Annotated in this window: 23 protein-coding genes; 18 read left to right on the top strand and 5 right to left on the bottom strand. The window is 48.4% G+C overall.

Features of this window, described 5'->3' with window-relative positions; translation table 11 throughout:
• Window positions 1–8 precede the first annotated feature (8 nt).
• The 4 genes from IRJ25_RS06370 to IRJ25_RS06385 all read left to right on the top strand — a co-directional run bounded on the left by IRJ25_RS06370 (window position 9) and on the right by IRJ25_RS06385 (window position 4922).
• On the top strand, window positions 9–1307 hold the full coding sequence (locus tag IRJ25_RS06370) for a hypothetical protein (RefSeq protein WP_269317936.1): 1299 nt from the start codon (window positions 9–11) through the stop codon (window positions 1305–1307).
• Window positions 1304–2560 (top strand): hypothetical protein, encoded by a 1257-nt coding sequence (locus IRJ25_RS06375; protein WP_269317937.1) that lies wholly within the window; start codon window positions 1304–1306, stop codon window positions 2558–2560. Before IRJ25_RS06370 ends, IRJ25_RS06375 begins: the two co-directional genes overlap by 4 nt.
• Entirely contained in the window at window positions 2557–3858 is a 1302-nt protein-coding gene (locus IRJ25_RS06380) for a hypothetical protein (RefSeq protein WP_269317938.1), read from the top strand. The genes IRJ25_RS06375 and IRJ25_RS06380 overlap by 4 nt, the downstream gene beginning before the upstream one ends.
• Before the next feature lie 158 nt (window positions 3859–4016).
• Window positions 4017–4922, top strand: a complete 906-nt coding sequence (locus IRJ25_RS06385; RefSeq protein WP_269317939.1) for a methyl-accepting chemotaxis protein — start codon at window positions 4017–4019, stop codon at window positions 4920–4922.
• Window positions 4923–4943: 21 nt separating this feature from the next.
• On the opposite strand, the gene IRJ25_RS06390 is transcribed toward IRJ25_RS06385, so the two are convergent.
• Window positions 4944–5597: a M48 family metallopeptidase gene (locus IRJ25_RS06390; RefSeq protein ID WP_074036996.1), complete on the bottom strand. Its 654-nt coding sequence runs from the start codon at window positions 5595–5597 to the stop codon at window positions 4944–4946.
• A 116-nt stretch (window positions 5598–5713) separates the two neighbouring features.
• Between IRJ25_RS06390 and IRJ25_RS06395 the strand changes: the two genes are divergently transcribed.
• From IRJ25_RS06395 to IRJ25_RS06405, 3 genes are read left to right on the top strand one after another with little or no spacing between them, the layout of a single operon-like run.
• Window positions 5714–6886, top strand: coding sequence for a MalY/PatB family protein (locus IRJ25_RS06395; RefSeq protein ID WP_269317940.1), 1173 nt, complete (start codon window positions 5714–5716; stop codon window positions 6884–6886).
• Window positions 6887–6941: 55 nt separating this feature from the next.
• Window positions 6942–8153, top strand: a complete 1212-nt coding sequence (locus IRJ25_RS06400; RefSeq protein ID WP_269317941.1) for a hypothetical protein — start codon at window positions 6942–6944, stop codon at window positions 8151–8153.
• Window positions 8150–9289, top strand: a complete 1140-nt coding sequence (locus IRJ25_RS06405; protein ID WP_269317942.1) for a hypothetical protein — start codon at window positions 8150–8152, stop codon at window positions 9287–9289. The genes IRJ25_RS06400 and IRJ25_RS06405 overlap by 4 nt, the downstream gene beginning before the upstream one ends.
• Before the next feature lie 62 nt (window positions 9290–9351).
• Here the strand turns inward: IRJ25_RS06405 and IRJ25_RS06410 are convergent, their stop codons facing one another.
• Both IRJ25_RS06410 and IRJ25_RS06415 read right to left on the bottom strand, forming a co-directional pair.
• Entirely contained in the window at window positions 9352–10365 is a 1014-nt protein-coding gene (locus IRJ25_RS06410) for a tyrosine-type recombinase/integrase (RefSeq protein ID WP_269317943.1), read from the bottom strand.
• A gap of 15 nt (window positions 10366–10380) precedes the next feature.
• Window positions 10381–11424, bottom strand: coding sequence for a GGDEF domain-containing protein (locus IRJ25_RS06415; RefSeq protein WP_269317944.1), 1044 nt, complete (start codon window positions 11422–11424; stop codon window positions 10381–10383).
• 340 nt (window positions 11425–11764) lie between these two features.
• Between IRJ25_RS06415 and IRJ25_RS06420 the strand changes: the two genes are divergently transcribed.
• The 3 genes from IRJ25_RS06420 to parC all read left to right on the top strand — a co-directional run bounded on the left by IRJ25_RS06420 (window position 11765) and on the right by parC (window position 16671).
• Window positions 11765–12169: a CoA-binding protein gene (locus IRJ25_RS06420; RefSeq protein WP_074037001.1), complete on the top strand. Its 405-nt coding sequence runs from the start codon at window positions 11765–11767 to the stop codon at window positions 12167–12169.
• 126 nt (window positions 12170–12295) lie between these two features.
• Window positions 12296–14263 (top strand): DNA topoisomerase IV subunit B, encoded by a 1968-nt coding sequence (gene parE, locus IRJ25_RS06425; protein ID WP_264093053.1) that lies wholly within the window; start codon window positions 12296–12298, stop codon window positions 14261–14263.
• Between the two features lie 2 nt (window positions 14264–14265).
• Window positions 14266–16671 carry a DNA topoisomerase IV subunit A gene (gene parC, locus IRJ25_RS06430; RefSeq protein ID WP_214690891.1) on the top strand — a complete coding sequence of 802 codons (2406 nt, stop codon included), beginning with the start codon at window positions 14266–14268 and terminating at the stop codon, window positions 16669–16671.
• 32 nt (window positions 16672–16703) lie between these two features.
• On the opposite strand, the gene IRJ25_RS06435 is transcribed toward parC, so the two are convergent.
• Entirely contained in the window at window positions 16704–17216 is a 513-nt protein-coding gene (locus IRJ25_RS06435; protein WP_269317945.1) for a DinB family protein, read from the bottom strand.
• Window positions 17217–17340: 124 nt separating this feature from the next.
• On the opposite strand from IRJ25_RS06435, the gene IRJ25_RS06440 reads away from it, so the two are divergent.
• Genes IRJ25_RS06440 through IRJ25_RS06450 form a run of 3 tightly spaced genes read left to right on the top strand, consistent with a single transcriptional unit; the run spans window position 17341 to window position 19151 of the window.
• Window positions 17341–17958 (top strand): NUDIX hydrolase, encoded by a 618-nt coding sequence (locus tag IRJ25_RS06440; RefSeq protein WP_196430736.1) that lies wholly within the window; start codon window positions 17341–17343, stop codon window positions 17956–17958.
• Between the two features lie 11 nt (window positions 17959–17969).
• Complete coding sequence (locus IRJ25_RS06445; protein ID WP_269317946.1) at window positions 17970–18683, top strand: MBL fold metallo-hydrolase; 714 nt, start codon at window positions 17970–17972, stop codon at window positions 18681–18683.
• A gap of 15 nt (window positions 18684–18698) precedes the next feature.
• Complete coding sequence (locus IRJ25_RS06450; protein ID WP_012726325.1) at window positions 18699–19151, top strand: GNAT family N-acetyltransferase; 453 nt, start codon at window positions 18699–18701, stop codon at window positions 19149–19151.
• 125 nt (window positions 19152–19276) lie between these two features.
• Here IRJ25_RS06450 and IRJ25_RS06455 read toward each other — a convergent pair whose 3' ends face one another.
• Complete coding sequence (locus IRJ25_RS06455; protein ID WP_159562319.1) at window positions 19277–19816, bottom strand: GNAT family N-acetyltransferase; 540 nt, start codon at window positions 19814–19816, stop codon at window positions 19277–19279.
• A gap of 264 nt (window positions 19817–20080) precedes the next feature.
• Here IRJ25_RS06455 and IRJ25_RS06460 point away from each other — a divergent pair, with 264 nt between their 5' ends.
• From IRJ25_RS06460 to IRJ25_RS06480, 5 genes are all read left to right on the top strand, one after another.
• Entirely contained in the window at window positions 20081–20929 is an 849-nt protein-coding gene (locus tag IRJ25_RS06460; protein WP_269317947.1) for a transporter substrate-binding domain-containing protein, read from the top strand.
• A 7-nt stretch (window positions 20930–20936) separates the two neighbouring features.
• Window positions 20937–21635, top strand: a complete 699-nt coding sequence (locus tag IRJ25_RS06465; protein ID WP_074037007.1) for an amino acid ABC transporter permease — start codon at window positions 20937–20939, stop codon at window positions 21633–21635.
• Window positions 21636–21748: 113 nt separating this feature from the next.
• Window positions 21749–22657, top strand: coding sequence for an AAA family ATPase (locus IRJ25_RS06470; protein ID WP_012726321.1), 909 nt, complete (start codon window positions 21749–21751; stop codon window positions 22655–22657).
• Window position 22658: 1 nt separating this feature from the next.
• Window positions 22659–23687 carry a DUF58 domain-containing protein gene (locus tag IRJ25_RS06475; protein WP_012726320.1) on the top strand — a complete coding sequence of 343 codons (1029 nt, stop codon included), beginning with the start codon at window positions 22659–22661 and terminating at the stop codon, window positions 23685–23687.
• Entirely contained in the window at window positions 23684–24661 is a 978-nt protein-coding gene (locus IRJ25_RS06480; protein ID WP_159562317.1) for a hypothetical protein, read from the top strand. The genes IRJ25_RS06475 and IRJ25_RS06480 overlap by 4 nt, the downstream gene beginning before the upstream one ends.
• Window positions 24662–24672: the final 11 nt, after the last annotated feature.

A 24672-nucleotide genomic window follows, 5' to 3' on the forward strand; every position in this document is an offset into this window, starting at 1 on the left:
GGGATATTTTGTACAAAAGAGGAATCATGATGTTACTGAGTGCTTCATTTTTAAGCGCTTGTGGGGCATCTAATATAGAAGTCATTCAACTAGATTACATAGAGGATCAATGGAACGTGGAAAGCTATTCAAAAGAAGGAGAGATGATTAAAGTTCATGAGTCAAAAGAAGTATTGGCTGCATGCGAAGGGGAGCGTGCAACCGAATTAAAGGGTGACATCACGGTATATCAAACGGCGATTGCAGGGAGAACCGAGCCTGTTTCAGCCATGACCCCATATACGATGAAAGTCGTGACGTACTTAGAAGGTGACGAACGGTATGCCGTATGTCGTGAAAGCTACACGAATCAACTGATGGCGGAAGCGATTGACTCGTTTCCAGACTTTGTGAATACAAGTGACGGAATTCGACTTCCACAACTCCCTCGTATTCATCAGACATCTTCCGCACTACAAGATAAGTTGGTGGAAGCAGAAGGACTGGACATCGACGGGAATTCCATCACCCCGTTCCCGCATACGTTACTGGAAATCGAACCGGCGCTCTACGGCGAACTTGAAATGAAACTCGGTGGCAAGGTGATCCGTTATCCGATTGCGCAGTTCGAGCCGCGAGGATTTGAGATGCCGAATCAACAGATTGCCATCGGATATGATAAAAAGACGTTTCGTCCATATATTCTTTACTCGTTTGACGGTCAATTTTTCATGCCTCAACCGATTGAGTTTGATGAGTTAGAGGACCCGGAGTCAAAAGAGAATACCGTCTTTTCCGAGTTAGAGATCAAGACTGTCGCGACAGCTCGTGAACTGAACGAAGAAGAGGAAACTCCGTTCTATACTTTCTCGTATCTGAAAAACGGGAAACATGTGACCGAAACGATGACGATTCGATTCGCTCCTGGCTTGTTTTTAAAAGAAGGAGAAGAACCACATCCGATGTTTGAGGATTGGTTGCCTGTTGAAGAAGCCGGGCCAAGGGTCATCGTCCATCGCAAACCATACGATGGAGGGGCGATGGAATTCGCAGAGTATAGTGAGGCCACGAAAGAGGAAGCGAAAGAATTGTTCGACATCATCAATGAGGCAGACCCCGTCGATCGCCGCGGAGAAGATTCAGAATATCGATATTTGACTTTAACAGACGGTTGGAAGGGTCAAGTGTTCGAAATCAGCTATCAAAAACGTTCGAAAAAAATTGATATCTATTTAACGGACCCGCTCCGCGATCAAACATTTAAATTATCGAGCGAAGGAGCGGAATCGTTCTTAGACATATTTCCGCGCCTAAGGGAAACATTATGAAGCGAATCCTTATATTCATTTGCTGTATTGGTTTGATGACAGGTTGTGATGATGAACAGATGGATGTCGTAAAGCTAGATTACATATCGGAGCATTGGAATGTGAAAGATCTTCAATCAGGTCATATGGATGCCAAGTCGGTGATTTGGACTCCTGATTTACTGGATGCGTGTTCTGGTAAAGCAATTTCACGAATCGAAGAAGACGTCACCGTCTATCATTCGTATGAATTGAATCGAAAGTTCGATGATGCACATAAAAACGTGATGTATATGGAAGGAAATCGACCATACGCCGTTTGCTATGACAGTGCTTCTGAACAAATCAGGGCGGAAGAGATAGATGAATTCCCTTACTTCGTTCATACGGAAGAAGGGACCGACATCTTGAGTACGCCAACGATTCGCACGGGTACACATGAAGAATTAAAAGAAATGGAACAGAAAGACGAAGGTCATTTCTATCCTATGCCCGTCTCTCTCCTAGAAGGGACGATGATTCATGTGACACCCTCATTATATGGTCAGATTGATTTATCGATTGGAGATCGACAAGGCTTATTCCCCCTTTCATATCTAGAACCGTTTAATGCCCAAACGAGAGAAGTGGCAATCGCGCTCGGGTATGACGAACAATCGAAAGAAGCATATTTTTATTACGAGAAAGAAGACGGATTGACGACCCTGCTTCCTTTAGTCGTATGGAATGAAAAAGAGCATAAACACGAGCCCGTTCAATTCGAAGGTCTACAAGTAGAACAGGTACTTCGGGAAGACATTCTTGAACCTGATGTCAAGACGCCTCTCTACACGTTCTCCTTCATTGAAGATGGGAAACGTGTGAATGAAGTGATCAGTTTAACTTATTTGAATGGTGAATTTTCGACACAAGATCCTGTTCAAAACGCGAGCGATTCAAATGGTCCATTCGTTTATGTTCATGAGAAGCCATTAAACGGCGCGCTCGACATTCAGTACCCAAACGTGCTAATGGCTGAAGAGAACGACATATCAGATCTGATGAATGCGATTGATGACGCAACACCTGTCAAACGTGCTGGAGATGTGACTGACTATTCGCGTCTTTCGATCGTCGATGGTTGGGGTGGTCAAGAGTTTCAGTTAAGTTTCAAGGAACGATCTAAAAAAATCGATGTTTATCTGACGGACCCGCTCCGCGATCAAATATTCAAACTATCAAGCAAAGGAGCGGAACGATTCTTGGATCTATTTCCGGAGGTGAAAGAGTCATGATGAAACGAATGCTATTGATGTTAAGCACAGTCGGGATTTTATCGGGTTGTGCTGGGGAACAGATGGATATTGTAAAGTTGGACTATATGCCTGAGCAATGGAACATTGGCGATTTATATGCGAATCGGATGGATGCGGACTCGGAGACATGGTCGACTGCAATTCTCGGCGCTTGTACGGGTGAACCACTCACTCAGATTGAAGGGGATGTGACGGTTTTCAATTCATATGCGGTGAATCGGAAAGTCATGATATCAGATTATGATCCGAGCTCATACAAATTGGTGACTTTCTTGAAAGGAAAAGAAAACTACACCATTTGCTATGATGGAGACTATTCCAACATGAAATTAGGGAAGATTGATGAACTACCGGACTTCCTTGATTTATCAGCAGGTATCGAAGTTCCGAACGTCCCGAAAATGAAAGCGGGTACGAAAGAGGAAGAAGAAGTCGCAGAACAGAGTGACCCATCCGAGTACCTGGGGATGCCCATCAACCTGTTCAAAGACACGATGGTTCATTTGACTTCTCCCTTGAATGGAGCGATTGCATTGACAGTTGGTGATCAAGAAGGAATCTTTCCCATCTCAACCATTGAACCATATAATGCGCAAATGGGAACCGCAAAGATTGCACTCGGATATAATGATAAATTGGAAGCCGCTCACTTCTACTTCGAAACGACGAATGGAACGACATCCATTCAACCGTTCCTTGTATGGGATGAAAAAGACAGCGCACATGTCCCCATCCAGTTCGAAGGATTAAAAGTCGAACGGGTCCTTCAGACGGATAAATTAGAGCCGGGGGTTAAGACACCGCTTTACATCTTCTCATACATGAAAAATGGAAAGCGTGTGAAAGAAGAAGTCAGCTTGACGTACACGAAGGGCGAGTTTGCCACGAAAGAGTCCATTAAAGAATCCACTGAAGCAGGACTCATTGCCAATCCTTCCGTTCCACGCGGTCCGTTCTTCTTTCTCCATAAAAAACCGTTAGATGTGGAGGCCACATTGAATTATCCGGATACATTACGTGCGGCTGGCACCGACATGTCTGATTTGATGAACGCATTTAAGGAGGCAGAACCGGTTGATCGAGCTGGAGAAGTGGGAGACTATCCCCTTCTCACCATCATCGATGGATGGAAAGGGCAAGAATTTCAATTAAGCTTTAAGAAACGGTCTAAAAAAGTAGATGTCTATGTGACGGATGAAACACGAAACCAAACGTTCAAACTGAGCAGTGCGGGAGCGGAAACGTTCTTCTCCTATTTCCCTGATTTAGATGAGTGAAAGGCGCCAATCGGCGTCTTTTCATTTGGTAAATACTTCAAAACCAAGATATTGACCTTCTGTATAAAAAGAGAGTAATGGTATGTTTTAGGATACGTTACACTGAAATTCACGATTTAGTACGAACATCCTAGGAATAAGAAAGGTTGCTATCTATAATGAGTACTTTGAACCAAAAAGGAATTCAATCTGCAGACGTTTTTCAATCCATTGAAACGAATATGGCGATGATTCGATTCGATCGTCAACGCCGGGTCGTCGATGTGAACGATACGTTTGCGAAAGCAATGAAATATAGACGCGAGGAGATGATTGGCATGCAGCATCACTTGTTCTGCCCTTCTTCCTTTGTCAATAGTCCAGAGTATTCGGCATTTTGGGAGAAATTATGGAATGGTTTCAGTTTCTCGGATAAAGTGGAGCGTGAGAATGCAAAAGGGGAAACCATTTGGCTCGAGGCGACGTATATGCCGATTTTTGAAGGAGATGATGTCATCGGTGTCGTCAAGATCGCATCGGACATCACCGCACGGCAACAAGTGATTGAGGATTATGCGTATCGCTTTAAATCGATGACCGATGTGCTCGACGAACGGGCGAAGACAGGCATGCAAGACACGAAAGTATTGAATGAAACGATTGAAAAGCTTGCGAAAGATGCCGCGGACAACCTCCATGCCCTTCAGAACTTGCGTCGTCAAGCCGATGACATCGCGAAAATTGCCTCGTCGATCAAAGAGATTGCGGCACAAACGAATCTATTGTCCCTGAATGCTGCCATCGAAGCGGCACGAGCAGGTGAACACGGGCTTGGATTTAATGTGGTTGCGACAGAGGTCCGCAACCTCTCCCGTATGGTTGAACGTGCGGTCATCGACGTCAACTCGAACACGGAAGGGATGAACGTCGAGCTTCGGAAAATTGTAGAAGGTGTCACTGCGTCCAATCAAGAGATTCAGTTAAGTGCAAAAACGATGGAACAGACGATGGAGCGATTCCAAACGTTCGAGCAGGCAGCAGCCGAGTTACATGATACGGCCGACACATTTACATCCAACCTGTGAACCGATTGACCCTACACGGGGTCAGTCGGTTTTTTTGAGTCGTAACGTATGTCCATGTCGTTTCAACCAATCTTTTGCTGTAGCGGTATTCGGATAGATCGTTTGTAACGTGCTCCAAAAAGAAGGGGAGTGATCGAAGTGAACGAGATGCACCCATTCGTGAGCGATGACGTAGTCCATCATCTCTTTTGGCGCCAGCATGAGGCGAACATTAATGGAGATGGTTCCATTCGAACTACATGATCCCCAGCGTGTCTTTTGGTGACCGATACGAATCTTTTTCGCTTTAACGCCTAAGATCTTTTCATAAATTGGTGCCCGCTCGATCGCATAGTGTAAGGCACGTTCACGAAGCCAAATCTCATACTGTTTCCAGAGTGTAGCGTCGTCCCATGCTTCCGGAACCCAAAAAGACGTGCCGTCATGCCGAAGCGTCCGCCCGCTGTCTCTTCTGACCGGGTAATGCTCTCCGTGAAGCACAAGTCCGCGATCAAGAACGGACATCTGTTGAGGAAGATTCTGCAACGTCTCACGAATCCATGTGTCGTGCTCTTCTAGTGCGCGGTCGACGAGACGTTTTGGCAATCGTGCCGGGACTCGGAGTTCGATTCCTTCCGGTGTAACATAAAAGGCAGCTCTTTTTCTTCGTTTATTTCGAATGACGGTAACACGCATTGATGTGCCTCCTTTCTTATCTCGATCGAGTATAACGAAGTCGGCAAAAAACTGCCATGCTTTTTTTGGCACGTAGTCGAATCAACTTTGATACAGTAAGAGGAGGAGGGATGAACATGAAATCAATTTTACAACAACAACTTGAACGTAAAGGGACGAATTCGGTGAAGTGGGATGGGTTGGAGCGATGGTTCCGTTTGTCAGAAGACGTGTTACCGCTATGGGTAGCGGATATCGACATCCGTACTGCACCGTCCATCTCCGAGGCGCTCGCTATAAAAGCCGCTCAAGGGGAATTCGGGTATACATTGTTCGCACCTGCAGCGCAAACAGCGGTGAGCGATTGGTACGGCCGACGTCACGATTTAATTGTTGACCCGAACCATGTGTTATTCTCTAGCGGTGTCGTGCCTGCGTTGACGCATATCGTCGAGGCGTTGACTGAAGTCGGAGATGGCGTCGTCATCCAGTCACCTGTCTATCCACCATTCCACGAACTCGTTGTCGGTTCCAAGCGACAAGTGTTCGATGCCCCGTTGAAAAAAATTGACGAGCGCTACGAGATGGATTTTGTCGCACTCGAGGAAGCGATGAAACAAGCGAAACTCTTCCTACTCTGTTCCCCACATAATCCAGTTGGGCGTGTCTGGACGAGAGCAGAACTAGAAAAGGTCGTAGAACTCGCGGATCAATATGAGGTGATTGTCGTCGCTGACGAGATTCATGCAGATTTGACATTCCCGTCTCATAAACATACCGCAATCGGCACACTCGACTCGCGTGTCATCACGGTAAGTGCGCCCTCAAAAGCATTTAATATCGCCGGATTATTTGCGTCCTACATCATTTGTCCGGTCGATGAGTGGCGGAAGCAAATCACGAAAGTACAGAACAAACATCATGTGCTCCCGACACCGTTCGCGAACACGGCTATCATCGCCGCGTATACCGACAACCGCGCGGAACGTTGGCTCGACCAGTTGCGAGAAGAATTGGAGCAACAAATGAATGACGTGATCGATTCCATCGAATCAAACCTTCCGATGCTCCATACGACACGTCCGGAAGCGAGTTATCTGCTTTGGCTCGACTTCTCGGAGTTACCGATGTCAGCCGAGGAGCGGAAGTCTTGGCTGCATCAAGACGTCCGAATCTTCTTGTCACCGGGTAGTCCGTTCGGTCCTCAAGGTGAATCATTCGAACGGATGAATATTGGGACACGTCGTGAACTATTGGACGAGGCGATTCAGCGACTGAGCGCGCAAATGGAACGAAAAGCGTTTGTGTAAAACGAGAATCGGGAAAAATTCACAATGAGATGATGAGAGAAAGCGAGTGGATGGGATGGAGACGATCAACTGGAAGAAAAAGATGGAGGAACAGTTAAGGCGTAGCGGCTTCACCTTGCAAGTCGAAAACATGTCCAATATCCGCTTGACTGAGATTCATGCGAGTTCTTCTCCGTTGATCTCTTATCCGCTCCGAGTTCGTCTATATGAGCGGATGGGTTGGCTCATGTGTACGGTCGATTCGCCAACGCTCAATCGGAATGAAGATCATCCGTTATTTGAACGCATGGTGACCGCCGTCTTTGAACGAATTGTGCGTCACCTGTATAACGGGTATGGTTTTCACATTTTGACGTTCATCGGAGATACCGGAAATTACATCGCCCCAAAAGATTCGGAGACAGGGGAGGTCGTACGCCTCGTCGCCCACCTTTGGAATGACCGTTCGTACATTCACCTCGACACCTTCGAGGAGTATCCCGCCTTATATGTGACGCCACCGTGGGCACATCAAGCCTATGCCATCGAAAGCACAGAGGATGAGTGGGTCATCTACGCAGGGAGAGGAGGGAGGCCGTCGACCGATTATCGTGCGGACGGTGTCGAATTGAAACCTCATCGTCTATCGGATGGTGAGCTCTTCTTCCCGGTGGATCGGATTTCAAAAGAGAAAGGAACCCTCGCCCTGGCCGAATGGCTTCGACTCGAAAGGCGAGAAGTCGAGGACTTTATGATGTCCTTCATGCAGACAATCCGGAAGTTCGATCCGTCATTTGGATTCGCATGGGGTGGGACCGAAACCTTTTTTCATGGTGTACCGGTTGAACCGTACGCGCAGGTGCTCAGGCTCGAAAGTGGGAAACGTCGCTATCGCGTCATGAACAATACGGCAAAACGACTATTTGCCGCCTCGGACGACCCGAACGAGTGTCTGAAGGAAGTGAGTCGAACACTAGGGACGATCACGCTCCCTGAACGGCGTGTCTCAGCCCTCGGCCAATTGATCATGGGGATCTGGCAACAGTTTGAGACCGATGAGGAAACATACATTCAAGAAGTCGCCTTTCGAGACATCTCCAAATTCCAAATGGAAGAAAAGATCGGGCATGCCCTCGCGAATCAACAACGGATTCGCTGGATCGACAAGAATCATCCGCATCAGGATGTGATCGAATATGCTCATCTACGGATCACGTTCCCGAAACGACCACCTGGGCTTGTTACAGTCGAACCCGCTGAATCCGGACAAGAGAGAGGTGCTTTATGAGAATCGTTGACGCACGAGCCATGCCAATCGATCATGAAGATGTGATCGCCGTTACCCCTTCCTCTGTCTACTATCGCGAGAAGATGGATCGAACGACATTCTCGCTCTATCGCTTTGACGAAGAGGACGGCGTGATCACACAATTGAACCGGAGGGAGTACGCGGATTATGGTTATCCCAAGCTTTTCGTCGATGGAGACATCGTCTATTTTATAAATGAGGTCCCGGAAGGTGAAGGGGTGGTCAAGACAGAATTGATCGCCTTCTCTTACAAGTCAGGCACCGAAGAAGTTATCACGACGTTTGAGAAGCGTGGGAATAGCACATTGTTCTGGGTATTGGATCATCGTTACTTCCTCTTTTTGACGGCGTTTGAATCATCGGATGAAGCATGGCTTTATGACCGGGTGACCAATCAACGGGAGCGTATTCGAGATGAGCGCCTCGTCGGTAAGACGGAACGATTCCGAGAATTATATTTGTTTACGACCACATTCGCTGGTGTTCCATACATCGTCTGTAACGCAAGACTCGATGAGTTTGACTATTATAATGCACTCGATGATGGGCACATCTCTCCTGACGACCCGATTGACCATTCCGAGGCACTCTTGATTTGCCCACTCGAAGAGGCGGTCGAGGCGATATGGGATCAACGGGATGAATTGCCATTCGATGATATTCTCCGTCTCCAAGGGGAAGGGGACACGGTCCAATATCTAGGAGAAAATGAAGGGACGCTTCGATTCTCCGCATTTGTTGACGCGTTGAATGAGGAGGTCATCTATGATTTGACGGCTCCCGATGTCTTGCATGAAGTATCGGTCGTCGATTGGGGTGCCTATGAACCGATTGATTTCACATACGATGATATTAGTTCGACGATTTTCATCAAAGTTGATGAGACGGATATGCACTCAGAAGTCATCGACCTAGCAACCGGTGCGCGTTATATCGATGTGAAACCGTTCGAACGCGTCATCGGTCACCGCTATCTCGTCCATGAATATACGGAAGGGCTAACGAGCGGTGTCGTGATCTTCGATTTGAAATCTGAAGAACGTTTCGCATATGACAATGCCTATTTTATGGTCATCGATGATGCCATATTGATATTGTCAATGTCTAGCATATAAATATAACCACCACCCATCATATAGGTGGTGGTTATATTTGGATATATAGTTTACATAACATATTATTGTAAACCTGATATTGCGTGTTTTTTCCGTTCGTCTCCGATATGGGCATAGACTTGTGTCGTTGCTACAGATTCATGTCCGAGAAGCTGCTGAATCGTGAGCACATCGACCCCGCCCATCGCGAGACGTGAGGCGAAGGTGTGACGCAACTTATGCGGCGTCACCTGTTTATGGCTCAAGAACGGAAGGTAAGGCTTCAAACGGTCAATATGACCTTTCAACATATGTTGAACCGTTCGTACAGCGATTCGATTTCCCTTCTCATTTTGGAACACCGCACCTTCGCTCGACGCGTGGCGATATTCAGAGAGGAGCGGAAGAAGTGGTCCTGCGATGGGGATCAATCGTTCCTTGTTCCCTTTACCGATGACCCGAATCGTCCCGGTCTCGAGATTGATATCGGACCAATTGAGTCCGGCAAGCTCGGATACGCGCATACCTGTTAGTCCGAATAACTGTATGATTAAAAAATCACGTGCACGATTCAGTTCGTACCAACTCGCCTCGCGATTCGTCATGCCGACGTTGCTACGTACAAGCGTCGAGAAATCGAGCCATTCCGATTCCGTCAAATAAACGGGATTCCGTTTGCCGCGCTTCGGACGTTCCACGGTTTGAAAGGGATTCACCGTCGCTTGATTGGTCTCGATTAAGTAATTGAAGAGTGACTGTAACGTTGAAAGCTTCCGATTGATGACGCTTGGAGCGTTTTCGAGATCGAGGGCAAGATAAGTCGCATACGCTTCTGCACCGGCATGGTCAATCTCTGTGAATGATGCCAAGTCAATCGTTTCAGGCTCTAACTCACTACCACTCACGTGCTCGACCCAACGAAAGAAATCTAAAACATCATACACATAGCGTTGGGCCGTCTGTTTGGAGTAGTGCTTTGCTGCTAAATGATGAAAAAACTGTTGGATGAATGCGGGTAGTCGGTGCAACCCGTTCAACTCGAAGCGTTTCGTCGTCGTCGGTGTCTGCCGCTGTCCAAGTTGACCGAAAATACTCATGGAATGCCCCTTTCTTCATGTGGTTCTCACTTGATTCTTTCCGTTGCGCTTCCCTTCACGAAGGAAGTCATCTGCCTCTTTTATAATCTCTTCTACCGTATCGTGACCAGTACGAACCGCAAGTCCGAATGTCATTGTGACCTGAAGTCTTTCCCCCGCGTAATAGAGAGGGATTGACTCGATTTGCTGTCTCAATTGTTCGGCGATTGTAAGGAAGTTATCGCATGGACTCGAAAAGAAAATCAGGAATTCCTCGCCTCCCCATCGGACTACAATGCCGTCGACGTCGGATAGGATGCTGGCGACTTGTTGTAGCACCCGGTCCCCACAGTCATGTCCGTAAGTCTCGTTAAATGATTTGAATCGATCGATGTCACCGAGAACGATTGCATACGGAACGCCTTCATGAGCGGCTTTGTCGATTGCTTTAGAAACTTGTTCATGCCCAACTTTTCGGTTCAATAGTCCGGTCAATCCATCCGTAGACGCTAGGATTTGCAATCGCTCATTAGATTGTTCGAGTTCATCTGTCACTTCGACAACGGCTGACTCAAAGATAAAGGAGAGCCCTGCAATCATCATCACGGTCGATAGGATACAAAAGAGTCCGAGCGCTTGTTCTATCTGTATCGGTAAGGTCTCGATGCCGTCAGATACATAGATGAATAGAAGGCTATAAATCAGCATGGCAATGGCCGTGGTGAAGATGCGTTGGCCTCTTGATACGCTTGGCATGAAAAAGACACCATAGGCCATCATGAGGATGAAATAATGCATGTTGATCTCCCAACCGAGAATGACGGTCGAGATGACGGCGTTGTAAACGACTTCGATAAAAAGTCCGGTAAAGAAGATGCCGTACCACCGTCTATGTACAAAGTAGAATGAAATCGTATAATAGATCACACTCAAGCCATTTGATAGGAATAAGAGAGTCATATCCAAACGATAAAACAAGATGCAAAATAGGAAGTGGACCAACCAGGCGATGACATTGCCGTAAAAAGTAATTCGTTCGTTATATAGTGTTCCTCGACGAGTTTCATAGGTTGTTCCCATCACACACCTCCTTTCTTTTAGTATAACGAAACAATGATTAAATTTGTATAAAAGTCCATAAAGTGGCCTCAAAAAACGTATTGTTTTCGTATCTATCATTGCGTGAAATAGATATTTCACGCAATGTTCATGAATTGCGTGATTGTATCTCAATCGAGTGGTTAATCGACCGATTGATTTTATAGCAAAATAAATGGTAGACAATAATTTGTTATGTAAACCATATTGGTTTGTCTTGAAATTGTAATGTTGAATCATTATACCTTATGATGAAAATAAGACTTGAAACAGGAAGGAAGGTAACGTTACACTGTAAACGTAAACCAAAGGGGGATTTTGGATGGATGATCAGCGTTTGAAGCAACTTTTGTCTGAAGCGAAGACCATCGCGGTCGTCGGTGTGTCCGACAACCCGAACAAGACGGCCAACCAGATTGCGGAGTATTTGCTTCGTGTCGGGTATACCGTCATCCCTGTCAACCCGATGCTCGAGGAGTGGAACGGCCGTAAGGCTTATCCGTCTGTCGAGAGCATCCCGGGTAGAATCGATATCGTCGACGTGTTCCGTCGCAGCGAATTTTTAGCGGGTGTCGCGGAAGATGCGGTACGACATGGGGATGTCGGGCTCGTCTTCAATCAGCTCGGTCTCTCAAGTGCTGAGGCGGAGCAAATCGTGCGTGACGCCGGGCTCGATTATATCGAGAACCGCTGCCTGTACGTGGAGCATGCTCGTCTACTCGGATAAGACCTACCTCCTTGGTAGGTCTCCTTTTTTTCAGCGATGGCTGACAAGGGAGGCTTGCCAGAATCGATGAACAGCTATACAATAGGAAAGAAAAACGAACGTGTGTTCGAAATTGAGGTGACTGCTATGTCAACAAATCTATTTAATTACAATGAAGACGCCATCCAGGTGCTCGAAGGACTCACGGCCGTGCGGAAACGACCGGGGATGTACATCGGGTCAACCGACCATCGCGGACTTCACCATCTCGTCTATGAGATCGTCGACAACGCGATCGATGAGGCGCTCGCTGGGTTCGGTGGTCAAATCGATGTGACGATTCATAAGGACGATGCCATCACGGTCCGTGACCACGGCCGCGGGATGCCGACAGGAATGCACGCCTCTGGAAAGCCTACCCCAGAAGTCATTTTTACGGTCCTTCACGCTGGAGGAAAGTTCGGACAAGGCGGATACAAGACGTCTGGTGGACTCCACGGCGTCGGTGCTTCGGTCGTCAACGCCCTATCAAGCAAGGTCGTCGTGACGATTTATCGTGACGGAAAAGTGTTCGAACAGACCTTTGCAGACGGCGGTGTGCCTCAAACGACACTGATTGAGACAGGCAAGACACGCCAAACCGGCACGAGTGTCTATTTCAAACCGGATGCGACCATCTTCTCAACGACGACGTATAACTATGACACGCTCGCCGAACGCCTCCGTGAATCGGCTTTCCTCTTAAAAGGATTGACGATTACGCTCACTGATGAGCGTACGGAGAAGCAAGAGACGTTTCATTACGAGGAAGGGATTGCCGAGTTCGTCCAATACTTGAACGACGACAAGGCGACACTCCACCCAATCGTCTATTTCGAAGGGGTCGAGAATGAGATCGAGATCGAACTCGCGTTTCAGTTCACGGACGCCTATTCCGAAAATGTGCTCTCGTTCGTCAACAACGTCCGGACACGCGATGGTGGAACGCACGAGGTCGGTGCCAAGACGGCGATGACCCGAATCATGAACGAATATGCACGGAAGAACGGTTTACTCAAAGAGAAAGATAAAAATCTCGACGGTGGCGACGTCCGTGAGGGACTCACGCTCATCGTGTCGGTCCGGATCCCGGAGGAATTCCTCCAGTTCGAGGGGCAGACGAAGTCGAAACTCGGGTCACCGGAGGCACGTGCGAGCGCTGACAGCGTCATGGCGAAACAGTTGACGATTTTCCTAGAAGAGAACCCTCAGATGGCGACGATGCTCATCAAGAAGGCGATTCGTGCGGCACAGGCTCGCGAGGCGGCCCGCAAGGCGCGGGAAGAGGCCCGTAACGGGAAGAAAAAGAAACGCTCGAGCATCTTGAACGGAAAATTGACGCCTGCGACGTCAAAGAATGCTGCTAAGAATGAGCTCTTTCTCGTCGAGGGCGACTCGGCCGGTGGTTCAGCCAAACAAGGGCGGGACCGTACGTTCCAGGCTATCCTGCCGCTGCGCGGGAAGGTCATCAACTCGGAGAAGTCGAAACTCCAGGACATCATGAAAAACGAAGAGATCAACACGATCATCCATGCGATCGGCGCCGGGGTCGGTCACGATTTTGATTTGGACGACTGTAACTTCGACAAGGTCATCATCATGACGGATGCCGACACGGACGGTGCACACATCCAGGTGCTCCTCCTCACGTTCTTCTTCCGTTATATGCGACCGCTCGTCGAGGCGGGCCGCGTGTTCGTTGCCTTGCCACCGCTCTATCGCATCTCAAAAGGGAAAGGCAAGTCCGAACAGTTCGACTATGCCTGGGACGAAGAGGCACTCGAGAAGCTCGTCAAAGTGTATAAGAAAGGCTATATCCTCCAACGCTACAAAGGTCTTGGCGAGATGAACGCGGACCAGTTATGGGAGACGACGATGAACCCGGACACTCGTACACTCATCCGTGTCACAGTCGACGATGCGGCCGTTGCGGATAAGCGTGTGTCTGTCCTGATGGGCGACAATGTCACGCACCGTCGTGAATGGATTGAGGAGAACGTCGCCTTCGGACTCCAGGAAGATGATTCGATCATCGCCAATGAACATGTGACTAAAGCGATTGAGGAAGTGATGTAACAATGTCGACGATTCAACACATTTTAAACCTATCTCTCGAACAGGTCGTTGGAGACCGGTTCGGGCGTTACTCAAAATATATCATCCAAGACCGCGCCTTACCGGACGCACGTGACGGACTCAAGCCTGTACAGCGCCGGATTCTATATGCGATGCACCACGAGGGGAATACGAACGATAAGCCGTATCGGAAGTCTGCGAAGACGGTCGGGAACGTCATCGGGAACTATCACCCGCACGGTGACTCGTCCGTCTATGAGGCGATGGTACGTCTCTCGCAAGATTGGAAACTCCGGTATCCGCTCATCGACATGCATGGGAACAACGGATCGATGGATGGTGACCCGGCGGCGGCCATGCGTTACACGGAAGCCCGTCTCTCGAAGATTGCGGGTGTCATGTTGACGTCAATTGCGAAGAATACGGTCGATTACACGCCGAACTTTGACGATTCAACGGAAGAACCGCTCGTCTTGCCGTCGCTCCTCCCGAACCTGCTCATGAACGGAACGACAGGGATTTCAGCCGGTTATGCGACGGAGATCCCACCGCATAATTTGACAGAAGTCCTCAACCTTGCCATCGCACGTTTGAATGGCCAGGTCGATATCGCTAAAGATGCGCTCGAGTATGTCACAGGTCCTGACTTCCCGACCGGGGGGACGGTCATGGGTAAAGACGGTATCCTAAAGGCGTTCGAGACCGGTAAAGGGAAGGTCATCATCCGGGCGAAGTCCGAGATTGAGCAATTAAAAGGTGGCCGTGAACAGATCACGATCACAGAACTTCCGTATGAAGTGAATAAGGCGAACCTCGTCAAAAAAATGGAAGAGCTCCGCCTCGATAAAAAGGTCGAAGGCGTCGCAGAAGTCCGTGACGAAACAGATCGGACGGGACTTCGGGTCGTCATCGAATTGAAGAAAGAGGCCGACGCAGAAGGTGTGCTTCACTTCTTCTTGAAACATACGGACCTACAGCTCGCCTATAACTATAATATGGTCTCGATCGTGAACCGGACGCCGAAGCAGATGGGAATCATCCCAATCATCGATGCCTATTTGAAGCATGTCGAAGAGGTCGTGACGCGCAGGACGACGTTCGAACTCGAGCAGGCGAAGAAACGTGCTGAAATCGTCGATGCCTTAGAACAAGCCATCTCGGTCCTCGATGAGACACTCGAATTGATCCGTTCCGCCAAAGACAAGGCGGACGCGAAGAAGAAACTGATGGAGCGGTTCTCATTCACGGAACGACAAGCCGAAGCCGTCGTCATGCTCCAATTGTATCGACTCACGAATACGGACATCGTCGAGTTGCAAAAAGAAGCAAAGGCGCTCCAAAAAGAGATTGCCCGCCTCTCAAACATCCTCGACGTGGACGCGACAAAACGGAAGTTGATCGTGAAAGAACTTACGGCATTGCGTGACGAGTTCGGAGATGACCGTCGTTCGGTCATCGAGTCGGAAGTTGAGGAATTAAAACTGAAGACGGAAGTTATGATTGCTGTCGAAGAGACGATGGTATTCGTCAGCCGTGACGGGTACGTCAAACGTGCCTCGATGCGTTCGTATGGAGCGTCGAGTGACGTTTTACCGGAGATGAAAGAAAAGGATCGTCCACTCCTTACCACACAAGCCATGACGACGGACCACTTGCTCGTCTGGACGAACAAGGGCAGCTACCTCCTCATCCCGATCCATCAGATTCCAGAATCGAAGTGGAAGGATGCCGGACAACACGTGGCCAACCTCGTTCCGATTGAAGGGGAACAGGTTATCTCGGCAGACGTCGTCTCGACGTTTGATACGGACGCCCATTGCCTCTTCGTGACGAAAGACGGGATGGTCAAACGTACACCGTTACGCGACTACGACGCGCAGCGGAAATCGAAACCACTCATGGCCTTGAAGCTGAAAGGTGACGACGAGGTCGTCTTCGCCGGGATCAGTGACGGTCCAGGGCAGTTGTTCCTAGTTTCAGAGCGTGGATACGGGCTCTGGTTCAAAGAGGATGATGTCCCTGTCGTCGGGCAGCGGGCAGCCGGTGTGAAGGCGATGAACCTGAAAGACGGTGACCTCGTCGCCGATGCCTTCTCCTTCTTCACGCCACCATTATTCGTTCTCGTGACGCAACGGGGAGCGGTCAAGAAGATGAAGCTCGAGGACCAGTTCGACTGTACGAACCGCAACCTTCGGGGGACGATGCTCATTCGTGAGGTCAAATCAAAACCGCACCAAATCCGTCGTGTGCTTCCGGTGCATGGGGATGAGACGCTTCATATCGTCGGAAAAGAAAAAGCAAAACAAGTAAAGACAAAAACCCTTACGCTACTCGATCGCTATGCCAACGGCTCGTTCGTCTTTGACGAAGACTCGTTCGGTGAAATCGAGGACGTGTATCTCGATTAATCAAAAGACCTGTGATTTGGCTGATTCGCCGTTCACAGGTCTTTTTGTCGTAGCCATGTCTCTAGATCGTGTTGTTGTCGTCGATGGTGCCGCGTGTGCATCTCGATGAGGTTGAACCATTCTCTCGCATTCAGCCAGCCGAACCCACCGTGAAGCGTCTTTCGATTGTCATCTGCATCGTTCAAACGGGATTCCAACGTATCCATCTTTGAGATTAAGATGGTCATGCGTTCTCGCAATCGATCTTTCGAGTCAGTATTGTTCGGTGGTTGATTCATCTCAGGTGGGAGCTCGATTTTTATCGGTGGAAAGTCTCCCCGTTCGAACAACTTTTCTCCAAAAGACGTCTTCTCTCCACCGAGTTCACCCTCACCACGTAGGCAGCGGTCGGCCTCTTCTAAATACTCCTCTGCGACCAAAATGAGATGGTCAAACATTTGTCCAAAGGACCAGATGCTCGGGGCATGCTTGTATCGCAAGTCGGACATGGTATAACGTGCGAGATCTTTTCTGAATCTGATTAATTCATAGCGTATCCTCAACATCTCACCTCCATTTTCTTTTAGTATACGTGATTGAAAACTGAAGTCAGAGAATGTGAGTTCTGAAAAGGAAGAATGCATCGATTTGCCGAAAAAGACATGTAGGACAAAAGATAGGGGGATCTATATGTCTCAATGGCTTACGTGGGCGAAACGGATTCAGGCGCTGTCTCAGGCCGGTCTGACGTTCACGCGTGATCAATATGACCGAGAACGGTACGAAGAGTTACTAGAAATCGTAAGAGAGATGTATGAACGGCACTCGGACTTATCGAACGAGGCCATCTTACAACTCGTTCATGTGGACGGTTATCCGACTCCGAAACTTGATGTACGAGGCGTCATCTTCAAAGATGACCGAATCCTGCTCGTGAAGGAGCGGTCAGATGGGTTGTGGACCTTACCCGGCGGTTTCTGTGAAGTGAATCGCTCTCCTGCCTCGAATATCATCAAAGAAGTAGAGGAAGAGGCTGGCCTGGATGTGATTCCAGTACGGTTGCTCGCCTTGTTCGATATGCATGAACATCCACACCCACCTCTCTCGGAGCATTATTACAAACTTTTCATCGAGTGTGCACTGATTGGTGACGGGGAGGGGAGCGCCGGCGTGGAGACGAGTGACGTCGGTTTCTTTGAACGAGACGATTTACCTGAGCTCTCCCTTGCCCGAAATACGATCGAACAGATTCATATGTGCTTTGACGCGCATTGGCAAGAAGAAGACTGGACCACTTTATTCGACTAGGAGGCTCAATGATGCAAGTAAGACGATATGGACATATCCATCAACTGACCTTTTATGCTCCCGTACTGCCAATCAACGTTCAACTGTTTGAGCATGAGCTCGGACTCGTCTTGATCGACACGGCGCTGGAGCGGAACGCGACCGATATCCTATCGTATATCGCCGAACTCGACAAGCCACTCCTCGCGATATTGTTAACGCATGCTCATGGGGATCATACCGGTGGGGTAGACGCGATCAAAGCAGAACATCCGCTCGCTGAACTCTTCATCTCCCGACGTGATGCCCGCCTCTTATCGGGAGATCGGTCGCTAGAGGAAGAAGAGCAGAACAAGATTCGTGGTTCTTTGCCGACGATTCGTTCTACACCGGATGCGGTACTAGATATTGGTGAGCGGTTATTCGGTTTACGTGTCCTCGATGCAGCGGGTCATACACCAGGGTCGATTGCGTACTATGACGAGGTAAATCGGGTATTATTTGCAGGTGACGCTTTTCAAACTCAGGGAGGGGCAGCGGTGGCGGGAGATGTTCGGCCGTTATTCCCATTACCAGGACTCGCGACATGGAATCGGTCCGTTGCCGTCGAGAGCGCGGAGCGCCTAGTGGACTTGTCACCACTCCTTACCTTCGTAGGGCATGGTCCGCCACTCAAAGGGACACACCGGCTCTATTTGGCGTTGAAACGGGCGAAACGGAAGCAGGCGAGAAAGTTTATCCGTTAACGGGAGGGTTGCACCATGCAGCTGAAAGAAGTTGCCATTCATCAATTTGAGCAAGCCCAACAGATGCTCGAGATTCAACGTAACGCTTATGCGGTCGAAGCGGAACTGCTCGGGTTTGACGAAATCCCAGCGCGCTATGAGACGATTGATGTCATTCAAAACTTACCAGGCACGAGTTATGGCTTATATATCGAGGAGCGGTTGATTGGGTTTGTCACGGTGGAAGCATCTGAGAAAACTGTTGAAATCACGAAACTATGTATCGACCCGACATACTTTCGGGCGAGACTGGCGACGACGTTACTCGAACACATATTGAGCATTCACAAAGGAAAGTTGATTTACGTGCATACGGGCAAGCATAACGGACCGGCGAAGCGTCTGTATACGAAACTTGGATTTGAACCGAGTGCCGAATTCGAACCAGAACATGGCGTCACATTGATCCGGTATACGCATACGTCTTAAATTCAAATCTCATCTCACTATCATAAGTATACTAATATAATGAGATGAGATATTATTTTTACTGATAATATATGTTATGTAAACTAGTGAAAAATAGAGCAAAAAATTGCTCTGACTGAAGTTCCCTATTCCTTAAAAATCTTGTACCAGTACAAGGTCAATTCAATTTGTGGATTTGCATATTGTTTTGTTGAATCGACGCCACCAAGTTGAAATCCCTGTCTTTCATAGAAACGACAAGCAATGAGATTATCGTTCTGAGCTTCAAGCGACAAACCAATCATCCGTTTCTCTTTTGCCCACTGTTCGGCTGTTTCGATCAACATTTGTCCAATCCCACGCTTACGATATGTTTGACGGATCGCGATATTTTCAATGTATGCAAAGCGACTCCAATCCTTCACGAGTCGGATTTGTCCGACACATTCATCAGCGTCCATCGCTAAAAAGACGATTCGATTGTCATGTTCGATATACTGCGTCCAATCAATCCGGTCTTCTGGAAATGAGGTTTCTTTCGTCACGACATCTAGCTCTTCAACATAAGACCATTGACCGTTTATGTAACTGGGAACTATCCGTCCGATGATTGGAAAAGGATCATTTGCATCATTCACAATGTGAACATGCGCCTCATCTAGGGCTCTGATTCGAATCATACTCATCCGCTCCGCCTCCTCTATTGCGTATTAGTTCTTCATTCATCTCATTTTACTTTCCAGAATGTAATATAAGGCTCATTGATTCTGTCTCAATTTAATTTTACTTCTGTATCATTGTTGTGAATTTAGCATTCATCGGAATGATAACGCTTTATGAATAAACGTTTCAAATTTTAAATTCACCTGTTTAAACTATGTTTCACAGTTGCTAGACCGCTGAAGTCATGCTATTTTTAGACAGATGAACCATCTTAAGGAGGAATTCTTGTGAAACGAACGACTAAAGGTTTGGCAGCAACTTTATTTTTAGCAATCCCTCTTGCCGCTTGTGGTGATGATAGCACGAATCAAGCAGATACGACACGCTGGGAAGAGATTCAAGAAGAAGGCACATTGACGGTCGGAACTGCCGGCACCCTCTACCCCGCTTCTTTCCGTGAAGAAGAGAGCGATACGTTGACAGGTTTCGATGTCGAACTCATGAAAGAAGTCGCCAAACGCCTTGATCTCGAAATCGAGTTCAAAGAAATGGCATTTGACAACATGTTAACGAGTGTTCAGAACGGTCAAATCGACATCGCTGCAAATGATATCTCGGTAACAGAAGACCGTAAAGAGAAGTTCGCCTTCTCAAAACCGTATAAATACACTTACGGGACTGCTATCGTTCGCAAGAGCGACCTCTCTGGAATTGAATCACTCGAGGATTTGAAAGGCAAGAAAGCCGCTGGTGAGGCGACGACTGTCTTCATGGATGTGGCTCGAAAGTATGGAGCAGAAGAAGTCATCTATGACAACGCCACGAACGACCAGTACTTGCGCGACGTTTCAACGGGACGGACCGATGTCATCTTGAACGACTATTATCTTCAAACGTTGGCACTTGCATTCTTCCCTGAGTTCGATATCACGATTCATCCGGATATCGCCTATAACCCGCAAGAAGTAGCATTTTTGATGGATAAAGACAATGACGAGCTCCAGGAGAACATCGACCGTGTACTAGATGAAATGCTTGAAGATGGTACAGTCAAAGAACTATCTGAGCAATTCTATAATGGTGCCGATGTTTCGGTAGAACCTGACGTAGACGCAACAATCGTCGAAACGAAGTAATGTTGGCATGTCGTTCTCAGATGTCAAATGGGACGCCATCTTTGACGTAGACCTGGCGATCCAATCGTTTCCTTACCTATTGGGCGGGTTACCGAATACGCTTTGGATCTCGTTCATCAGCATGTTTTTTGGTCTCCTGCTTGGTCTTTTGTTGGCGCTCGGGAAGTTGTCTCCGACACGACTCCTTCGCTATCCGTCGACTTTCTATATCTCGTTCATGCGCGGAGTCCCCATCTTGATCATTCTGTTCATCCTCTATTCGGGATTCCCGTTCATCGGAATCGAGTTCGCCGCTTTGACGGCAGCCATTCTCGGATTTAGTCTGAATTCTGCCGCCTATATCGCTGAGATCATCCGCTCCTCGATTCGCGCGGTCGATGACGGACAGGTTGAGGCGGCTCGTTCACTCGGGATGGGGAAATGGTTGACATTGAAGGGGGTCGTCCTACCGCAGGCGACACGGATCGCCCTTCCGCCGCTCTCGAACGTTTTTCTCGATCTGATTAAAGCGAGTTCGCTCGCTGCGATGATCACGGTACCTGAGATATTCAACAAGGCCAAAATCGTCGGTGGACGAGAGTTCGACTACATGACAGTGTATATCGTCGTGGCGTTGATCTACTGGGCAATCTGTACGTTCATGTCCTTTTTCCAAGAATGGCTCGAACGTCATTTTGAACGATACTTGGATTCTCCAAAACGTTGACTGACTGGCTTATGCCGGTCGGTCTTTTTTAGTGAAATGGATTTTTGATACATCTCCTGAACCGATTATGCTATGATTTTCTTAATTATCAGAAAAATATAGGGGGATTTTGAATGAACCATCCATGGGTTTCACATTTGAATGATCAAGTCATTGGTCAATCGAAAGCCATCAAGCTCGCTTCGATTGCATTACTATCAGGAGGTCACGTTTTACTCGAGGACCGTCCCGGTACGGGGAAGACTACACTTGCCCGTAGTTTGGCAAGTTCGATATCAGCGACATTTCAGCGTGTACAGTGTACCCCGGATACATTGCCAAGTGATATTTTAGGAATGGAGTTATTCAATCCGACGACCGGAGCGTTCGAACGTCGGACGGGTCCGATTTTCACATCGATTCTACTTGTCGATGAGATTAACCGGACGACGCCACGTACACAATCTGCGTTGCTTGAGGCGATGCAGGAACGTCAAGTGACACTCGGGGAAGTGTCGCTCAAGCTACCGGAACCATTCTTTATGATTGCCACTCAAAACCCATTCGATGGACAAGGGACGTTTCCGCTCCCGCAGGCTCAATTGGACCGTTTCTTATTCAAATTGACACTCGCTCCCCTCTCGCGAGATTCCGAACGACGACTGATTCGCAATGAGCACCTCGCTTCAGAATCTTTCTCTCTGCAACAGGACGAATTGTTGAAGATGCAACAAGAGGTACGAGATGTCCGATTCCACGAGGCGATGGAGGATTACTTACTGGATTTGATGGAGTCACTTCGTCATCATCGTGACATCGAGGTTGGACCAAGTCCACGTGCGACGCTCGCGTATACGATGGCGGCTCGGGCTCATGCCTATATGGAAGGACGCGACTATGTCTCACCAGAAGATATTCGGGCACTCGCGCTTCCGATTTTAGGGCATCGAATCGTCTTGACGGTCGAAGCGTCGCTGAAGACGAAGCCGTCAAAGTTGATCAAATCTGTACTCGAGACCATCCCGGTCCCCTCAGAGGTGTAAGATGCAGTTAGTCAGCCCACGCTATCTCGAGTCCGGCTATATGTGGCTCCTGTTCGTCGTCGGGGTCTTCACGGCACTTTATGGGAACGTCTTGATTGCCAGTCTATTGATTGGATTCAGTCTCTATGCACTGGTCATGCCATCTTTTATGTTTCGATTGGCAGAACAAATCCATGTCGACCTCACTGAGGAGATGAAACTCTTTCCGAATGACGAGGCCGTCTATGTCTTGAAACTTGTGTCGACGGCAAAAGTCCCGCTTGGCGTTGTCCGCCTATCCGGCTATTTGCATCCCACCGTGGAATCAGAAGGACATGCGTTTTGGCGGCAGGAGAACTTTGTCGAGACGAATGCGACTGTCGACTTCACAATCCCGCTCCATGCGAAGAAGCGAGGTCCTATCCGCCTTGAGGCTATCGGGATGGAAATTCGGGATCCGTTACGTATGTTCTCGCTCTATAAAGAGGACTCACTCCCACGCATCGGCTATGTCTTCCCAGAGTTTTCGCCCTATCCGATTCCGAAACGTCCCCCTACTCTCCCAGGTGAGGAGATGGTTCGTCATAGTGCCTATCGTGACCCGGAGACGTTCCAATCGGTCACTCCATATCATGGGCAACCGATGCGACAGCTATATTGGTCTGCCTATGCGAAGACGGGCGAACTGCTGGCCCGTACCGAGCAACCGGTACAAGCAAATGAATATGTCATCGTCCTCGACTTGTTGACGAAGGATGGGCGTGCCCTCACCTATCAGATGGAGCGCCTCATCTCGCAAGCTGCCGCATTATGCCGTGATTTCGAGAAAGAAAATGCGAGTTACGGTCTGATTGTCCCGACGCTTACGAAGGATGGAATCACGTATGACCTTCAACCGGGAAGTGGTGAGGTACATTTTCGGAAGATTATGACGACGTTCGCTTGTCTGTCCGAGAGTGATTTTCCGCTTGCTCGCTCCTTGTTTGAACGAAAGGTCGCCAAATACAGTGGGAATCAGTCGATTCTCCGCTTGGGGGGTGACGGTCAATGAGATGGTTATGGTGGGTCTTCGCAGCATTTTACATCGGGCACGTGTTTCCATTGCTCTTCTTATTGACACTTCGTCTCCCTCGGAATACACAACTGATTGTACAGACGATCATGAGCGTCGGTGCCCTTTATTTCTCTTATGAGATGAGCATCATGCTTTTGATATTCACATACGTTCATGCATTCATTCGGACGTTGGATTGGACGGACCGTTACGCGATGGCGAGCGTATTGTTTTTAGTGGCGGACTGGTTATTCCCCCCGGCATCGCAATCGCTCGCGATGGTGCTCTTTCCGTTCATCTTTTTGATTTGGCAACGAAACCTGTATTACCGTCGCGACTACAAGCGGATGGTGACGATGTTGACCGTAGGCCTAGGCATCGGTCTGATTGTCTCTCTCATCATTCGTACGATTAAAGAGCTATTGTTTGGTAATGTCGTCGCCTGGATCACTCCATTCTTTTTGTGGATCGGGAGCTGGTTTGATGGAATCGTACTCGACCCGAATGATCGCGTAAACCGCTTCCTCGTACCGGATAATCCGAACCTAGATGCGGAGACAGTGGCGCAAGAGACATTGCTCGCGTCCGCATCGAATAACTCGCTGTTCTATATCGGAGTGTTTGTAATGATCTTGCTTCTTGGGGTAGGATTGTTCTTCTATCTGCAGAAGCGAAAAGACATCCAGGAAGATGGAATGATTCCTAGGAGTATTCACCACCCGACACTCTCAGATAAGCGGATCGTCCGCTCGCCTCGCCAGATTCGCCTTCTTGAGACGGGACGAAAGTTAGAACAGCATCACCCACGTCATCGAGAGGAGACGGTGGCTGATTGGTTGCAGCGAATCGAGTTCACGGACCACAGGCTTTATGCAGATTGGTTAGAGGCCGCAGAGTATGGGGACAAGGAAGCGCCACAAGCAATTAGTGATTCATTCGAACGACTCGTTGAACAAGTGAATAAACGCTAAAAAACATCCGG

It is taken from the genome of Exiguobacterium sp. KJ 601 (genome assembly GCF_027161185.1).
Taxonomy (GTDB): Bacteria; Bacillota; Bacilli; order Exiguobacteriales; family Exiguobacteriaceae; genus Exiguobacterium; species Exiguobacterium profundum.

What these genes read in the sequence shown, in the direction of transcription:
- IRJ25_RS06375 (WP_269317937.1), top strand. Translation starts at nt 1,304, where the DNA reads ATGAAGCGAATCCTTATATTCATTTGCTGTATTGGTTTGATGACAGGT.
- IRJ25_RS06380 (WP_269317938.1), top strand. Translation starts at nt 2,557, where the DNA reads ATGATGAAACGAATGCTATTGATGTTAAGCACAGTCGGGATTTTATCG.
- IRJ25_RS06385 (WP_269317939.1), top strand. Translation starts at nt 4,017, where the DNA reads ATGAGTACTTTGAACCAAAAAGGAATTCAATCTGCAGACGTTTTTCAA.
- IRJ25_RS06390 (WP_074036996.1), bottom strand. Translation starts at nt 5,597, where the DNA reads ATGCGTGTTACCGTCATTCGAAATAAACGAAGAAAAAGAGCTGCCTTT.
- IRJ25_RS06395 (WP_269317940.1), top strand. Translation starts at nt 5,714, where the DNA reads ATGAAATCAATTTTACAACAACAACTTGAACGTAAAGGGACGAATTCG.
- IRJ25_RS06400 (WP_269317941.1), top strand. Translation starts at nt 6,942, where the DNA reads ATGGAGACGATCAACTGGAAGAAAAAGATGGAGGAACAGTTAAGGCGT.
- IRJ25_RS06405 (WP_269317942.1), top strand. Translation starts at nt 8,150, where the DNA reads ATGAGAATCGTTGACGCACGAGCCATGCCAATCGATCATGAAGATGTG.
- IRJ25_RS06410 (WP_269317943.1), bottom strand. Translation starts at nt 10,365, where the DNA reads ATGAGTATTTTCGGTCAACTTGGACAGCGGCAGACACCGACGACGACG.
- IRJ25_RS06415 (WP_269317944.1), bottom strand. Translation starts at nt 11,424, where the DNA reads ATGGGAACAACCTATGAAACTCGTCGAGGAACACTATATAACGAACGA.
- IRJ25_RS06420 (WP_074037001.1), top strand. Translation starts at nt 11,765, where the DNA reads ATGGATGATCAGCGTTTGAAGCAACTTTTGTCTGAAGCGAAGACCATC.
- parE (WP_264093053.1), top strand. Translation starts at nt 12,296, where the DNA reads ATGTCAACAAATCTATTTAATTACAATGAAGACGCCATCCAGGTGCTC.
- parC (WP_214690891.1), top strand. Translation starts at nt 14,266, where the DNA reads ATGTCGACGATTCAACACATTTTAAACCTATCTCTCGAACAGGTCGTT.
- IRJ25_RS06435 (WP_269317945.1), bottom strand. Translation starts at nt 17,216, where the DNA reads ATGTTGAGGATACGCTATGAATTAATCAGATTCAGAAAAGATCTCGCA.
- IRJ25_RS06440 (WP_196430736.1), top strand. Translation starts at nt 17,341, where the DNA reads ATGTCTCAATGGCTTACGTGGGCGAAACGGATTCAGGCGCTGTCTCAG.
- IRJ25_RS06445 (WP_269317946.1), top strand. Translation starts at nt 17,970, where the DNA reads ATGCAAGTAAGACGATATGGACATATCCATCAACTGACCTTTTATGCT.
- IRJ25_RS06450 (WP_012726325.1), top strand. Translation starts at nt 18,699, where the DNA reads ATGCAGCTGAAAGAAGTTGCCATTCATCAATTTGAGCAAGCCCAACAG.
- IRJ25_RS06455 (WP_159562319.1), bottom strand. Translation starts at nt 19,816, where the DNA reads ATGAGTATGATTCGAATCAGAGCCCTAGATGAGGCGCATGTTCACATT.
- IRJ25_RS06465 (WP_074037007.1), top strand. Translation starts at nt 20,937, where the DNA reads ATGTCGTTCTCAGATGTCAAATGGGACGCCATCTTTGACGTAGACCTG.
- IRJ25_RS06470 (WP_012726321.1), top strand. Translation starts at nt 21,749, where the DNA reads ATGAACCATCCATGGGTTTCACATTTGAATGATCAAGTCATTGGTCAA.
- IRJ25_RS06475 (WP_012726320.1), top strand. Translation starts at nt 22,659, where the DNA reads ATGCAGTTAGTCAGCCCACGCTATCTCGAGTCCGGCTATATGTGGCTC.
- IRJ25_RS06480 (WP_159562317.1), top strand. Translation starts at nt 23,684, where the DNA reads ATGAGATGGTTATGGTGGGTCTTCGCAGCATTTTACATCGGGCACGTG.